The sequence below is a fragment of the Acidisphaera sp. S103 genome (assembly GCF_009765975.1).
GTDB lineage: Bacteria > Pseudomonadota > Alphaproteobacteria > Acetobacterales > Acetobacteraceae > Rhodopila.
In genome coordinates this window covers 17,163-31,887 of record NZ_LMUJ01000104.1, presented here as the reverse complement: position 1 = coordinate 31,887, position 14,725 = coordinate 17,163, and the positions used below count along the sequence as shown (strand labels likewise).

General features: G+C 62.4%; 12 protein-coding genes and 1 pseudogene. 9 read left to right on the top strand and 4 right to left on the bottom strand.

The window, feature by feature from the left end:
- Positions 1-19: 19 nt before the first annotated feature.
- Both GSQ89_RS34555 and GSQ89_RS34550 read right to left on the bottom strand, forming a co-directional pair.
- A complete protein-coding gene (locus tag GSQ89_RS34555) occupies positions 20-301 on the bottom strand; it encodes a hypothetical protein (protein WP_158932654.1) in 282 nt (93 codons plus the stop codon).
- Between the two features lie 822 nt (positions 302-1,123).
- Positions 1,124-1,945: a GNAT family N-acetyltransferase gene (locus tag GSQ89_RS34550; protein WP_158932653.1), complete on the bottom strand. Its 822-nt coding sequence runs from the start codon at positions 1,943-1,945 to the stop codon at positions 1,124-1,126.
- 264 nt (positions 1,946-2,209) lie between these two features.
- On the opposite strand from GSQ89_RS34550, the gene GSQ89_RS34545 reads away from it, so the two are divergent.
- The 4 genes and pseudogenes from GSQ89_RS34545 to istB all read left to right on the top strand — a co-directional run bounded on the left by GSQ89_RS34545 (position 2,210) and on the right by istB (position 8,076).
- The gene (locus GSQ89_RS34545) at positions 2,210-2,800 is read left to right on the top strand and encodes a recombinase family protein (protein WP_158932652.1); all 591 of its coding nucleotides are present in this window, start codon (positions 2,210-2,212) and stop codon (positions 2,798-2,800) included.
- Positions 2,801-2,810: 10 nt separating this feature from the next.
- Positions 2,811-5,797: pseudogene (locus tag GSQ89_RS34540) on the top strand (Tn3 family transposase).
- Positions 5,784-7,331: an IS21 family transposase gene (gene istA / locus GSQ89_RS34535; protein WP_158932651.1), complete on the top strand. Its 1,548-nt coding sequence runs from the start codon at positions 5,784-5,786 to the stop codon at positions 7,329-7,331. Before GSQ89_RS34540 ends, istA begins: the two are co-directional and overlap by 14 nt.
- The gene (gene istB, locus GSQ89_RS34530; RefSeq protein ID WP_158932650.1) at positions 7,324-8,076 is read left to right on the top strand and encodes an IS21-like element helper ATPase IstB; all 753 of its coding nucleotides are present in this window, start codon (positions 7,324-7,326) and stop codon (positions 8,074-8,076) included. Before istA ends, istB begins: the two co-directional genes overlap by 8 nt.
- Positions 8,077-8,212: 136 nt before the next feature.
- On the opposite strand, the gene GSQ89_RS34525 is transcribed toward istB, so the two are convergent.
- Positions 8,213-8,386, bottom strand: a complete 174-nt coding sequence (locus tag GSQ89_RS34525) for a hypothetical protein (protein WP_158932649.1) — start codon at positions 8,384-8,386, stop codon at positions 8,213-8,215.
- Positions 8,387-8,679: 293 nt separating this feature from the next.
- Complete coding sequence (locus GSQ89_RS34520) at positions 8,680-9,687, bottom strand: alpha/beta hydrolase family protein (protein ID WP_158932648.1); 1,008 nt, start codon at positions 9,685-9,687, stop codon at positions 8,680-8,682.
- Positions 9,688-10,519: 832 nt separating this feature from the next.
- Between GSQ89_RS34520 and GSQ89_RS34515 the strand changes: the two genes are divergently transcribed.
- From GSQ89_RS34515 to GSQ89_RS34495, 5 genes are all read left to right on the top strand, one after another.
- Entirely contained in the window at positions 10,520-11,377 is an 858-nt protein-coding gene (locus GSQ89_RS34515; protein WP_158932647.1) for a hypothetical protein, read from the top strand.
- 36 nt (positions 11,378-11,413) lie between these two features.
- Complete coding sequence (locus GSQ89_RS34510; protein ID WP_158932646.1) at positions 11,414-11,770, top strand: WGR domain-containing protein; 357 nt, start codon at positions 11,414-11,416, stop codon at positions 11,768-11,770.
- Positions 11,771-12,092: 322 nt separating this feature from the next.
- Positions 12,093-12,497 (top strand): HU family DNA-binding protein, encoded by a 405-nt coding sequence (locus GSQ89_RS34505; protein WP_305782267.1) that lies wholly within the window; start codon positions 12,093-12,095, stop codon positions 12,495-12,497.
- A gap of 63 nt (positions 12,498-12,560) precedes the next feature.
- Complete coding sequence (locus GSQ89_RS34500; protein WP_158932645.1) at positions 12,561-12,872, top strand: integration host factor subunit beta; 312 nt, start codon at positions 12,561-12,563, stop codon at positions 12,870-12,872.
- A gap of 407 nt (positions 12,873-13,279) precedes the next feature.
- Positions 13,280-14,284, top strand: a complete 1,005-nt coding sequence (locus GSQ89_RS34495; protein ID WP_158932644.1) for a site-specific integrase — start codon at positions 13,280-13,282, stop codon at positions 14,282-14,284.
- Positions 14,285-14,725: the final 441 nt, after the last annotated feature.

Sequence of the window (14,725 nt, the reverse complement as noted above, 5' to 3'; positions counted from 1 at the left end):
CCCTTCGCTGGTGAGCGCATCAGCATGTGATTGTGATCTCCACCATGCCGGCCATGTCATGTACTTCGCTGACGGTGGCTGGTCGGATATTGCAGCGTTGAGTGATGACTTCGATGACGGCCGGGGATGGATTATCGTTGCGTGCGACAACCGTAAGACATCGTCGCGCAACAAGGGCGCCGCCTTCAATTCGGACGGTCAAATGCTCGCCTGCTGACAGAGTGGCGCCCCTGACGATATCTGCCGGCACGCCGCGTCCTCCAGACACCAGCTCCCGCGTCGTCAGGTCCGGCGTGGCCATCGCCGCCCGCCCTTGATCCCGGCCTGTGCGGCTGAGTGGAACAGAAAACCGGCATAAGGGATTTTCTTGCTGAAGATCGCACCATCGCGCAATTATCAGACCGGAATCGTCGTGGTGCAGCATGTTTATAGCTGGCGACACTTTCGCAGAACATACCGCAAAAATATGGGCTTTCGCATACCAATTCTGCGAAGCTTAAATCGTTGAATTCCCTTGTGTGAGCTGAGCTTCGCAGAACTTAGGACTTTCGCATGCATGCGGATTTCACATAGCTCACGTTGGAATTCCTGTTCCGCACTTCCGCATGGGACTTTTGGAGGGCCTTACGCCGGTTTTCTGTTCCACTCAGCCGCACAGGCCTAGTACGCGACGGGTGGATTGGGCCCATATCCGCCGTTCAGTCGAGTTGAGCGACGTCCCGAAACCGGGCAACTGGCCGACGCAGCACCGTAACGAACTTGGATAGGAAGTTGCTCCTCTGATTAAATACCAAGAAAGGGCGGGTCGGCGCCCTTGGCTGTCGCTTGGCAGCCGCTCCCGCGAACTCGGAAGCGGACATTGATCACTGTGCCGCAAGCGCCGACATATGCCCAACGTTGCCGTTCAGCGCTGCTGAGCGCTTCACCGGAAATGTCGAAACCAGCTATTTAGTCTCCGCCGAAAGGCAGCGCTTATACATAGAACTTAAACGGCTGCCTCTCCTGCCCGGGGGTCCGGCAGCAACGGAACCGAAAGTTCGATCCAGGCTGTAGACTAGGCCGTGCAGCAAGGTCCGTAGGACCGCATCCGACTCCGTTAGGACATTTGCGCGCATCAATGCCCTTAAGATGTGGCGCGATAAAGCGTCTGCATATGAGACGTCGTCAGGCCAAAGCGTTCAAGATTGCGACGGCTTTGAGAGTTAGGCGTGGCAGTGGCCGCAACGAATTGACAGCCGCGTTCGCGTGCTGCGGCGATCCGGCAAACTATCAGGGCACTATGGCAGCCGCGGCTCCGCGCTGCGCGTCGCGTCGCAGCAGTGGCGAGGTAGGCGACGCCGTTGTTTGCGAAATAGACGATCGCTCCGGCGACCGCCGTGCCATCAACACGCGCGATAAACCCCTTGGCGCTGTCTCCCGACAGGAGACCGGCAAATGACGCACGATTGACTGGCTGACCAGCTGGCGGCGTGCGGAATGCTTCAGCATGAATCGTCGCGAACGTGTCGATCGAGGCGGCTGTCACCTCTTCAACCTCGACCGCAGGCGAGGGCGCGGGAGGCAGCGTCGCATCGATCGCTGACCCAAACTGCAAATGAGTCCACCCATTCAACCGCTGGAATTTGTGCTGCCCGAAGATTTCCGTCGCGGCAGGTCGCCGATTGTGGACGATCAAGGGAATTGCCGGCATGCACCCATGCGATTTGAACCACGCAAGTAGTTCCGTTAACGCGGCTGGTGCCGCTCGCAGATCGCCAACAATGCGGTTGACCATTGGGCTTGCCGTTGCTTGAACAAGGAAGCCTTGCAACGGGCCTTGGCTGCGCATGGCGGCGTGGTGCGGGTTGCCCTCAACGGACAGCAGTGCTGCGACCCGAGCGCACAAATACTCCGCCGATGCCGTTTCGATCGCACTTCCGGCAAGGGCGCTGTCTGGATGGCTCATCATGATCTTTCGTCGGCGAATGTCGTTGAATCGATCCGAACAAATCTATCCATAGTTTGGCGATGTGAGCGCACACAAGGTCCGGTGTCCCCCAATTCATCTGCCTCCAACACTGTGGGCGCAGAAAACCATCGTTTGATGCAGGCTTCGGCGCTGATGGCTCAATCAGGGGGACTTGGTTCTGCGACCTGCATAAACTCATGTATCTATCTGCGGCCTGTAAACTATGCTCCGCTAGGTTTTTGCAATTATCCGGGCGAAGCCATGCTGGTCGGCTACATGCGCGTCTCCACGTCAGAGCAGAACCTCGCACTCCAGCGCGATGCCCTGGAGGATGCTGGCTGTGAGCGCCTCTACGAAGACATCTGCAGCGGCTCGGTCACCGAACGGCCCGGCCTCACGGGAGCCCTCGACAACCTGCGCGGCGGCGATGCGCTGGTCGTATGGAAGCTGGATCGCATCGGTCGATCGCTTGGCCACGTTGTCGAACTCGTGGCGGGGCTACAGGCGAAGGGAATCGGCCTCAAGGTGCTGACGGGCGGCATCGATACGACCAGCTCCACGGGGCGACTGGTGTTCGGCATTTTCGCCACCCTCGCCGAGTTCGAACGTGATCTGATCAGAGAGCGCACCATAGCCGGGCTCGCCGCAGCGCGTGCCCGTGGCCGCACGGGCGGCCGACCGCGCATGATGACACGCGCCAAGCTGCGAACGGCGATGACGATGATGGCCGACCAAGGGAACGCGGCGTCCGATGTCGCCGAGCAGCTCGGCATTTCCGTCAGCACGCTTTACGCCTACGTGAACGGTGAAGGTCAGGCAAAGCCGCGCGCGCAAAAACTGCTCGGCCGCTGAGCCGCGTTCGATGCCGGTTTCGTTCCTCACCGCCGAGCAGGAGCGGCGATATGGCCGCTATGCCGGGGAACCCAGCACGGACCAACTCGCGCGCTATTTTCACCTTGATGACGCAGATCGCGAGCTGGTCATGGCCAAACGCTGGGATCACATGCGGCTCGGGTTTGCCGTCCAACTCGGCACGGTGCGGTTCCTCGGCACCTTCCTCGACGACCTCGCCGGAGTGCCATCCGGTGTCATCGCCGATCTGGCGCAGCAATTGGGTATTGGCAAACCGGATTGTGTTGTCGTCTATCGCGAAGGCCGCGCTCGCTGGCAGCACGCGCGTGAAATACGGGGCAGGCTCGGTTATCGCGAATTCACCGACCCATTCATGCGTTTTCGCCTGGCGCGATGGTTGTATGCCCTGTGTTGGACCGGCACCGACAGGCCAAGCGTGTTGTTCGACCGAGCGACAGCGTGGTTGGTAACCGAGAAAGTGCTGCTGCCGGGTGCCTCTGCCCTTGAGCGGCTGGTGGCACGGATTCGGGATCGGGCCGCGCACCGATTATGGCGCTCTCTGTCCCGCGACATCACCCGCGCGCAGCGGGAGCAACTCGATGCCCTGCTGCTCGCTGGCGAGGGAGGACGGCCGAGCCCACTCGATCGCCTCCGCGATGGGCCTTATCTGCGCAGCGGCGCCGAGTTGGCACGTGCGATCGAGCGACTCGACGAGGTCCGTCTGTTAACGGCGGGTTTGCCGACCGTCGCTCATGTTCCGCCGGGCCGGGTGACGGCGCTTGCTCGTTTCGCGACAGTCGCTAAGGCTCAGGCGGTGGCCCGAATGCCAGTAGAGCGCCGCATGGCCACGCTGCTGGCTTTCGTTCGCACGCTTGAAGCCAGCGCGCAGGACGACGTGCTCGACCTGCTTGACATAGTCGTGACCAAGGTCTTCGCCGACGCGGCGGCGGTCGGTAAGCGGGCGAGACTGCGCACCATCCGTGATCTCGATGCCGCCGCGCTCAAGTTACGCCAGGCCGGCGGCGTCCTGATGGACGATACGGTCGCGGATGCGGCGGTCCGGGAAAGGGCTTTCGCCGCCGTGCCTCGCGAGGCATTCGCGGCGGCCCTCGATCAGATTGATTTGCTTATACGGCCCACGGGCGATCTCTATTTCACCGAGTTGCGGCTCAACACCGCAAGCTGCGTTTCGTGCCGGCGTTGCTCCGATCTCTGTCGTTCGGTGCCGCCCCCGCTGGTCAATCGGTGCTTGATGCGGTTCGTCACCTTCGTGCCGACGACGGAAAGAATCCCTCGGCATCTGCACCGCTCGAATTCGCACCGCCAGGATGGAAGCGCCAGATCAGGGCGCCGGATGGATCAATCGACAAGGTCGCGTATCGTCTTTGCCTGTTGGAGGGCATACGCACGGCGATCCGGCGGCGGGATCTTTTTGTTTCGCCAAGCATACGATACGCGGACCCCCGTCTTGGCCTGCTGACCGGACCGGCCTGGGAAGCGGCCCGACCTGCCATCTGCCGTACCCTTGGCTTCTCGACTGATGCATCCGCCGAGGTCGCGCGTCTCGCCGCACGGGTCGACGCCGCCTATCAAAATACGGCGGCGAAATTGCCGGAAATCGCTGATGTGACGGTCGATGGCAGCGAACTGGTCCTGTCCCCTCTCGATAGGCTGGAAGAACCACCGAGCCTGATCGCGCTCAAGGCGGCGGTCGCGGCGCGGCTGCCCAGGGTGGACCTGCCGGAATTGCTGTTGGAGATGCATGCGCGCACCGGCTTTGCCAGCGGCTTCACCCATGCCAGCGAAGGCGGTGCACGCGCGAGCGATGTCGCCACCAGCCTCTGTGCTGTGCTGCTGGCGGAGGCTTGCAACACCGGCTTCGAACCGTTGATTCGATTGGACACGCCCGCGTTGCGCCGCTCGCGACTGAGTTGGGTCCGGCAAAATTATATCCGCGCCGAAACGTTGACCCGTGCCAACGCGGCGCTTGTCGCCGCTCAAAACAAGATCGCCCTCGCTCATGCATGGGGTGGCGGCGACGTGGCGTCCGCCGACGGGGTTCGCTTTGTCGTGCCGATTCGCACGGTTCATTCCGGGCCAAACCCACGTTATTTCGGGCAGGAGCGCGGGGTCACGTTCTACAATTTGGTCTCCGACCAGTTCACCGGCCTGAACGGCATCACCGTGCCGGGCACCTTGCGTGACAGCCTAGTGTTGCTCTCTGTCGTGTTGGAACAACAGACCGAACTGCAACCGACCGAAATCATGACGGATACCGGGGCCTACACCGACACGATGTTCGGCATTTTCCATTTGCTGGGATATCAGTTCAGTCCGCGTCTCGCCGACATCGGCGGATCGCGCTTCTGGCGCGTCGATCAGAAGGCCGACTATGGCGCATTGAACGCCCTGGCCGCGCAACGCATCAACACAACGCTGATAAATGATCATTGGGAAGATCTGCTGCGGCTGGCGGGCTCTCTTAAGCTCGGCACCGTCCAGGCCTCGGGTCTGATCCGCACGCTGCAAACCAAAGATCGGCCAACCCGGCTCGCTCGCGCATTGGAGGAGGTGGGGCGGCTCGTGAAGACGCTTTACCTTCTTCGATACATCGAAGACGAAGCATACCGGAGGCGAATCCTGGTGCAACTCAATCGCGGCGAGGGGCGCCATCAACTCGCCCGCGTAGTGTTCCATGGTAAGCGTGGTGAGTTGCGGCAGCGTTATCGCGAAGGTCAGGAAGACCAGCTCGGCGCCCTCGGCCTCGTGGTCAACGTCATCGTTCTCTGGAACACGATTTATATGGATGCGGCGCTGGACCAGCTCCGCGCCGGCGGCCACGACGTTCGTGATGAAGACGTCGCCCGCCTGTCCCCACTGGGCTTCGACCATATCAACATGCTTGGCCGTTATGCTTTTACATTGCCCGAGACGGTCGCTCGCGGAGAGCTGCGGCCGTTGCGCGATCCGAAGACTGCCCGCGATGACGACGGCTGAATCGAACTTTCGGTTCCGTTGCTACCGGACCCCCTTCTACCATGCCGAAAAATGGACCATCGGCACGATCGCGCGTCAGCTGCACATCCATAACGGCGTGGTGCGGCGGGTGCTTGCGCAGGCCGGCTTGCCGAAGCTCGGGCCGCCGCCGCGAAAGTCCCTGATTGACGCGTATCTGCCGTTCATCCGTCAGACGCTGGAGACGTTCCCGACGCTGACGGCCAGCCGGCTGTATGGAATGGTCCGCGAACGCGGCTACCAGGGCCGGGCGGATCACTTCCGTCATCTCATCTCCTGCCATCGGCCACGCCGCAAGGCCGAGGCCTATCTACGTTTGCGTTGTCTGCCGGGCGAACAAGGACAGGTGGACTGGGCTCACTTCGGCCACCTTGAGATTGGTCGAGCGCGCCGCCCGCTGATGGCGTTCGTCATGGTTCTGAGCTACTCGCGGCAGGTCTTCCTGCACTTCTTTCTCGATGCCCGCATGGAGAGCTTCCTGCGTGGCCATGTCGCTGCGTTCTCCGCCTGGGGTGGCGTGCCACGTGTTCTGCTCTACGACAATCTCAAGAGCGCCGTGCTGGAACGACGCGGCGATGCGATCCGCTTCCATCCAACACTGCTGCGCTTTGCGGGAGACTATCGTTACGAGCCGCGTCCCGTAGCGATCGCACGCGGCAACGAAAAAGGCCGCGTGGAAAGAGCCATCCGGTACGTGCGCGATGCGTTCTTCGCCGCACGCACCTTCACCGATCTCGATGACCTCAACGCCCAGGCCGCGGCCTGGTGCATAGGTCCCGCCGGCGATCGACGCTGCCCGGACGAACCCGAGCGCACCGTCCGCGCGGTATTTGATGAAGAAAGACCGCGCCTGCTCGCATTGCCGGACACCTCGGCGCCGGTGCTTGAGCATGTCGCCGTGTCGGTCGGTAAGACGCCATACGTCCGCTTCGATCTGAACGACTATTCGGTTCCGTATGCCTATGTCCGGCGGATCCTGACCGTGCTCGCCGATCCGCACGAGGTACGCATCGTCGATGGTGCAGAGGTGCTCGCCCGCCACCGGCGCAGCTACGACCGCGGCGCGCAGATCGAGGATGCCACTCACATCCAGGCGCTGGTCGAGCAAAAGCACGCAGCGCACCAGCATCGCGGAACCGATCGCCTGGCCCAGGCCGCACCAGCCAGCCAGACCCTGATGATGCGGGCCGCCGAGCGTGGCGCCAATCTTGGCGCGATCACTGTCGGCCTGCTGCGCCTGCTTGAACGTTACGGTGCCGCTGCATTGCAGGACGCCATTCTCGAGGCCTTGGTGCGCGACGTGCCGCACCCCAACGCGGTGCGCCTCGCCCTCGAACGCTCGCGCGAACAGAACGGCGATGTCCCTCCCGTTGCGCTCGTGCTGCCGGCGCATGTTCAGGCGCGCGATGCGCCGGTGCGACCGCATGCACTGGAAACCTATGACCAGTTAGCGTTTCGACAACGCGAGTTGTCACGCCGAAACGCTGTCCAGCTCAAGGAGCCGCGTGATGACTGAGCACGACACACAGCAGGCCCGCGCCGGCGCGCTCAACCTGCACGGGCTGCTGGCGCATTGGGGCGAGGTCGCCGGCGAAGCCTGGGTGAGCACGCTGCTTAGCTGGAAAGAGCAGGAACGCGCCCGCCGCAGTCTGGAGCGACGGCTGCGCACCGCTCACATCGGTCGCTTCAAGCCGCTCTGCGACTTCGACTGGAACTGGCCCAAGCGCTGCGACCGCGTCGTCGTCGATGCGCTGATGACGCTCGAGTTCCTCGGCGACGCCACCAATGTGGTACTGGTCGGCCCGAACGGCGTCGGCAAGTCGATGCTGGCACAGAACATCGCGCACCAGGCCCTGATCGAGGGCCATACCGTGCTGTTCACCAGCGCTGGCCAACTGCTTGGCGATCTCGCCGCACTGGACAGCGATGCCGCGCTGCGCCGCCGCCTGCGACATTACGCCCGTCCGCAGCTGCTGGTTATCGACGAAGTCGGCTATCTCTCTTACTCCAATCGCCACGCGGATCTGATGTTCGAGCTGATCTCGCGGCGGTATCAGAACAAAAGCACGCTGATCACCACCAATCGCCCATTCGCTGAATGGCGTGAGGTGTTCCCCAACGCCGCCTGCGTGGTCTCGCTGGTCGATCGTCTTGTCCACAACGCCGAGATCGTCGCCATCGATGGCGAATCCTATCGCCTCAAGGAAGCCCGCGACCGCACCGAGCAACGCGCCCGTCGGCGGCGCGGGGCGAAGTCGTGAGCAAGCCACCAGACACTGCCTCGCGGCCCGCGCATCTGCGCCCGCTCACCGTTGGCATCCCACGCACTTGGACGCCCGAAGAGGCGCTTGCCGTGTTCGAACTCATCGACGACCTACGCGATAAGGTCTGGGCTCTTTACCGCTGCCAAATGCAGGCGCTGCTGGCCGAGCAACGCAGCGGCGGCGGTTGAAATGACGCCGATGAGGCCGCGGCGAAAGAGCATTCTGAGCCGTGCGACGCCTGACGGCCCTTCATCAGGAAAATGGCTTCATCCAAACCGCCATCCTGTTGTTCGATCAAAACGGCCATCCCGTCGTCCCGACCTGCGATTCCCCGTGCTGGCGCGCGCAGTGGCGGTCAAGGCCTGCTTTAGCCATTCCTGTTCAGCGACAATCAAGGTGAGAACCGCCGCATCCACGCCAGAACGAAACGGCCCTCCGGCCCGCATGAGATCGTCCAGAACCTGGGGCTCCGCCACCCGACGGGGTCGAGCGCTGGGAAAGCGGGATGCTCAATGTTGCAATGACTTGCTGGCTTTTTTCTCCCCCCACATTCTGGACGGTCTCCAACCCGTTTGCGGGATGCCACGCGCGGACCTGGCATCAGGCCGATAATGCACGAACGAGGTACGGCAGACTTTCGTCCATTCGATAATCGACTCCGCCGTGATTGTCCGCGAACTCTTCGTAGCGGTGAGCAATGCCGAGCCGGTCGAGGTGCCGCACAAACCTGCGAGCGCCGTAGAGCAGGTTGAACTGATCCTTCTCACCGCAATCGATATAAAGAGCCTTCAGGTTTTGCAAATTGCCACCTAGCGTCTCAACCGCAACAACCGGGTCATGGCGCAGCCAATTCGTCCATCTCTCCTCGATTACCTCGCAGGTTTCGAATGTAACAGGCAACCGCATGCCAAGGAATTTAGATGGATCTGGATCGTAACTTGCTGCCATCCCCAGCACGTTCAGGGCGGTGAAGATGCCGTCCGGCCTTTTCCTGGCCTCCTCGACCCCGCGCCACCATTTTTCGATGGAGTTGTTGGAACCGGCGAGCGTCCGCAGGGTCGCAGGCATATCAGGCAGGTAGCACAGCTCGAAGCCCATGTCGCCGGAATGGCACGCCGCAGCCGCCCATACGTCCGAGTGGCGCAAAGCGTGCGTGATGGCTCCGTAACCGCCGGAGCTCTTCCCGAAAACCCCGCGCCGACCTTTGCCACCGCATCCGAACCGCCGCTCGATAACTGACAGCATCTCGTCGATGAGGAAGTCCTCCCAGGCACCCGTGGCGGCCGAGTTGACATACTGATTGCCGCCGACACGGGTAAAGCAGTCGGGAAAGGCGACGATGACCGGCGGCATGAGATGCTCACCAATAAGGCGATCGAGCCGTTCGGGCATATTTTCCTGGAAAGCGCTCCAATTGGTGTGGGACAGGCCGCTGGCGGTTGTGCCAACCAGGTCAACAAGCAGAGGCAGCCCGCGACCATCGTGTCCGGCGGGAACGTAGACATCGACGACGCGTGCCGTGGGATCACCGAGGATGTTTTCCTTCAGGACTTCGCTCTCGACGACGAGACGATGGATAGTGCCCATCGGGCCAAAAAATTTGCGCATCCACCGTCCTCCTGCTCGGGGATGGGATAGTACCCCATCCCCGCACCATCTCTAAGGCCGGCCGCAAGCCCCCGAATCGACCTTGGGGGCAGGGGAGCCACCCCCCATGCCATGATCCGAGGCTTTCCTGGGCCTCCGCTCAGGTGATGTTGCGCTGACCGAGCCGGTACATCGGAGCGGCCGGTAGGCGGGCGCTGGCGACGCGAGGTGTGGCTGAAACGGGGCCGGTGGTGGATGCGGTGTGGCGGCGGCTGGTGGACGGGGTTGGGACCTGGTCTCGGTGCCGCTGACGGAGGATCCCGATCCGCGCCCGTTGGTGGATGGGATGTGGGTGGTGGCATCCCAGCGGACGGGGATGCGCTTGTGTTCGCGCTGCCGCGGGCCCTCGGGTCCGTGCGGCTGATGTAGCGGGCGACGGTGGCGGGGTTCGCGATGTCCTGGCAGTCGATCCGTTACTGGTAGAACGATTCCATGCGTTCAAGGCCGGGACTGGGGTTCGCTGGACGGATGGAGATGCAACTCTGCCGGGGACACCGCACACTATAGCGATGTTGGGGGACAGACGGCCGTGGCCTGAGGGGAGAGACCGCTGCCACGAAGATGGTCATCCTCGCCGGATGGCACCGATTGAGCACAGCTCACACCTGCCTAGATGTTGCATCCGTGACTGCCCTACGGTCCAGATACCAGCGGCCAGTCTATCGAACGTGATGTGCCTTCGAATTGAGGAATAAAAGCCATGACCGAGCAATCACCAAAACTGCGAAGATTTTTGTTGATTTTCGAAAATTGACGATTCCCTCGCGATTCGTTGTGTGTGTAGAATCGGCCCATGCAGCAGGCACGGCATCGAACGCCCTGGCGGAACAATTTTCTCAGCGCATTGGAGCTGTTGGCGCAAGCCAGCGCGCGGCTGCCCTTCGGCGTACCAGATCCAGTGTTGTGGGGTGCGTCCGCGGTGGAGCTCTATACCGGCGGTCTATGGCCGGCGGCGGATATAGAAGTGGTCGGATCCGACGCACGACTGCTGACTTCCGAACTGTTTGCCATTGGATTTCGCTGGTCTGATCGTCCGCGCCATGCCGAGCGGGGTCTGTGGCATCCTGACCTCGAGATCGGGATCGACTTGATTGAGGCCCGCGCAGCGCCCAGCGTCGCCGAGCAGTCAAACATGCTGGTCGTGGTTCTTGATCTCGACCCGTCAGGACCAGTGGATGAGGCTTCGTTGAAGGTCGTTGGCATTGAGGATCTGATCGCTCAGCAGGTCGGATGCTGGTTTCGGGATGGGGCACCCTCGGGAACCCTGGCTGCACAGGTTCAGGCGCTGGTGGGGCTCGGCCAGAACGGTGTCGTGGGACCGTTTGGCGCGAGCTATCTGCAGCGCCGGCTCGCTCGAGAGACCAACGGCGAAGTCGTCGTCGAGGTGCCGTGGCCGGAGGAGGGCAGGGGGCCGATGCGGGCCCGACGAACGACGAGCCTGACCCGGATGCAGGCGCGGATCGGTCTCTGGCGTGATTACTATGGGCTGTCGTCCGACCCCGCGTATTCCCAGGACCTGACCATGCAGAGGGATGGGTTGGTCCCATCCGTATGGTACCAAAACGATCTGCCGGGCCGGGGAGGGCGGTTTGAACTGCCGTCGGCGGTGATCCTGCCCTTCGATACAAGCCTCTCTTTCCCGCCCCGATAGCAACGAACAACAACCGCATCACGGGACACGGCGTCGATGACATCTCTTTGCATCAAGTTGGAGGCCCGGTCGCCGGCACATCGCTGTCATCGGGCCTACGAGATCGCAGTGAGCCCCGATCTGTTCGGGGCCTGGCTGGTGGAGATGAGCTACGGCCGGATCGGCACGTTCGGTCGCGTCAAGGCGCGGTCGTTTTCGACGGCCGATGGAGCGGCGGCCGAGGTGAAAGCCTGCCTGCGCAAGCGGTCCAGCGCGCCACGCCGGATCGGTGTGGCTTACCGGCTACGGAGCGCCGCCCAACATGGCGACTGGCAGCTGCCCGACCTGGATGAACGGCTCTGCGCCTGGTTTCCGCAGTTGGGCGACGCACCGTCACGCCACGACTTGACATAACCACTTTCAGGGGTAGCGCTCAAAATCTAGTATATATCGACAGAAACGATTTCCACTTAACATAACGTACATTATCCGGTCAAAATTGGAACGGAGGGCGCGCTCCTACGACAGTGCGGAGCAGCGGCATCAAATCCGCGAGTTGGCGGGAACGAGCGGAAAGGAGATCGAGATCACGTGGTATGGCAAAACCCGGAGAGCTATAACGCTGGGGCCGCGCGCCTTGGTCTGGTGACCGCTGAGTCGGCGCAACGGCGAAAAAACCTTGCGGTCCGTCCGATAATCGTGATCCGGTCATCACCTCACCAAGAGCGAGTCGCACATGGCCACCCGTCCTGCACCTGCCAAGAAAGCGTCCGCGAAGAAGATGCCTGCCGAGAATGCGCCCGCGAAGAAGGCAGCGGCGAAAAAGCCGGCCGTCGCAGCCCCCAAGCGCAAGGCGGTTGCCGCACCCGTCGTCACCTTAAAGGTCGTGTTCGAGCAACTTGGGGAAGCTCACGAACTGCCGAAGAAGCAGGCACTTGGCCTACTGGCGGACTTCGTGACCGCGATGACCACGCATTTGAAAGAGGGCGCTAGAATTCGGATGAGCGGCCTCGGTATTCTGGAGGTCAAAACGCGAGCCGCGCGGACGGGCCGCAATCCGGCAACAGGCGAGCCCATCCAGATCAAGGCCAGCAAGAAGGTGACGTTCCACGCAGCCAAGGAACTCAAGGAGGCCGTGTAAGCGGCATCCGGGATCGCACGGCGGCATGAAATGGTCCGACTAACTGAGACGGCAGCAAGCATCTTGACCAGATCAGAACTGATTGCAGAGCTAGCGGCTGCTCATACGCAGCTTCGTGATGAGGACGTCGACACCATCGTGGCGACCATTTTTGATGGCATAAAATTGGCACTCGCGCGCGGCGATCGAGTTGAATTACGTGGCTTTGGCGCCTTTACCGTCAGGCAGCGCGGCCCGCGCGTGGGACGCAATCCGCGCAATGGCGAAACGGTTTCGGTGGAGGAAAAATCGGTTCCCTTCTTCAAGGCGGGGAAGGAACTGCGACTACGCGTGGACGCCGGGAAAGCCGCCCGCACGGACCGCCTGCGCGGCTGAGCGGCACTCAGGCTGGGTTTGTGACCAACGGGTCCGTGCGAGATCGAGATATTCCACGACGCTTCGGCAACCCATCTCAGCAGCCTTCCCGGTGGCTCGGGGGATTTGCCGCAAGGTCGGCTTTCCATCGCGGCTACGGAATGATATTTCACTAATTTGATTTGCTTGAGTCGTTGCGATTTACGCCGGAAATGGAGCTTTGCGACAGAACCATTTCGGCGGAGCTTCGGCCCGGCCGCGAATTAAAACCGCTGGCGAACCGGCGCCAAGGTCAACTTCGTGCGGTGGAGTTCAATGCAGACTTGGCGGCATTGGGATTTCAAAGCGGTCCCTGTGCCCCCGAAATCGCGAATATAACACGCGGGAATGGTTGTTATCACGTATAGGAACCTGTTATCCATCGACCGATGGCAAACCCGTTCTCTGAAGCCCGTAAGCGCCAGATTGCTCGTCTCGATGGCGTCAAGCCGCCCACAGCGCGCGCCGCCTTGGCCATCGCGAAATCCCAGGCTTACCAGGACGCCGCTGACGCGCCAGCAACACTGCGAGCCTACGCCACCGACCTTGCCAACTTTGAGGCTTGGTGCGGCAGACACGGTTTTACGCCGATGCCGGCCACCCCCGAGATTGTCGGCGCCTACCTGGCCGCCGCCGGCGAAGGTTATGCGATGCCAACCCTGCGCCGTCGCGTCGCCGCCATAGCCCGCGCTTGCGGCGTGGCAGGCCACCCTCTTGATACCAAGCACCCGGCGATCCGCGAGACGCTCCGCGGCATTGGGCGTAAGCACGGGGCGCCGGCGCGTCGCTCTGCCGCGCTCACCACGGCAGAAATGAGGAAGCTAAGCCGCGCCTGCGGAACCGATCTCGCTGGCGCTCGCGACCGCGCCTTGCTCCTGATCGGCTTTGCCGGTGCCCTACGCCGCTCTGAACTCGTCGGGCTCGACATGGAGCAGACGACCTGGACCGGCGACGGTCTGAAGCTGCTGATCGAACGCTCCAAGACCGACAAAGCGGGCGAAGGCGCCGAAATCGCAATTCCCCGCGGCCGGTCCGAGGAGACCTGCCCTGTCACGGCCCTCCAAACCTGGCTGACTACGGCCGAAATCACCGCTGGCCCCCTCTTCCGCAAGGTCAACCGCGGCGGCATGGTGGAGGCGGCCCGGCTGAGTCCGGACGCCGTCCGGCAGATCCTGCTGAAGCGCGCCGCCCGGGCGGGACTGAAGGGGACGCTATTCGAGCCCATCAGCCCGCACGGTCTGCGCGCCGGTTTTGTCACGACTGCGTATCGCAATGGCGTCCCGGATGAAGAAATCATGGGCCACACGCGCCACCGCAGCCTGACGACAATGCGCAGCTACGTCCGGCGGGCCAAGCTCGGTCAAACCAGCCCTGCCGGCAAACTCGGCCTGTGACCAGATCAGCGCATGGTTGGGATTCGGCCGGGTCAATCGCCTGTTCTTCGCCGCGCATCCCGTCGTCGCGGAGCTCGTGCTTCTCTTCGAGGTCGGCACCGGGCCGCCTCATGATCGGGTGCGAAGGCCGGACGCTGCATCTTTATGGCGCACTCTGTGCCGGCCCAGGGACCGACGTGCAGGACGTTATACGCAGTCGTTCGAACCTCGTCCCCGCGGGACATCGCTCGCCGAAGGCGAACCGGGTGTACTGTCTCCCATGTTGCTTCGCCGTTATATCGCCGCGGTCGCTGCCGACGCAGTACCGGTTCAGATCGGTAGGCCGGGAGTTCGATGAGGGGCAGAGTCACGAAAGACAATTGCATCCATGATGCGCGTCGGAATCTGAACCTGATAAAGGAACGGACTCGTGCTTGTGTTTGCCGTGGGCAGGCAGCATAT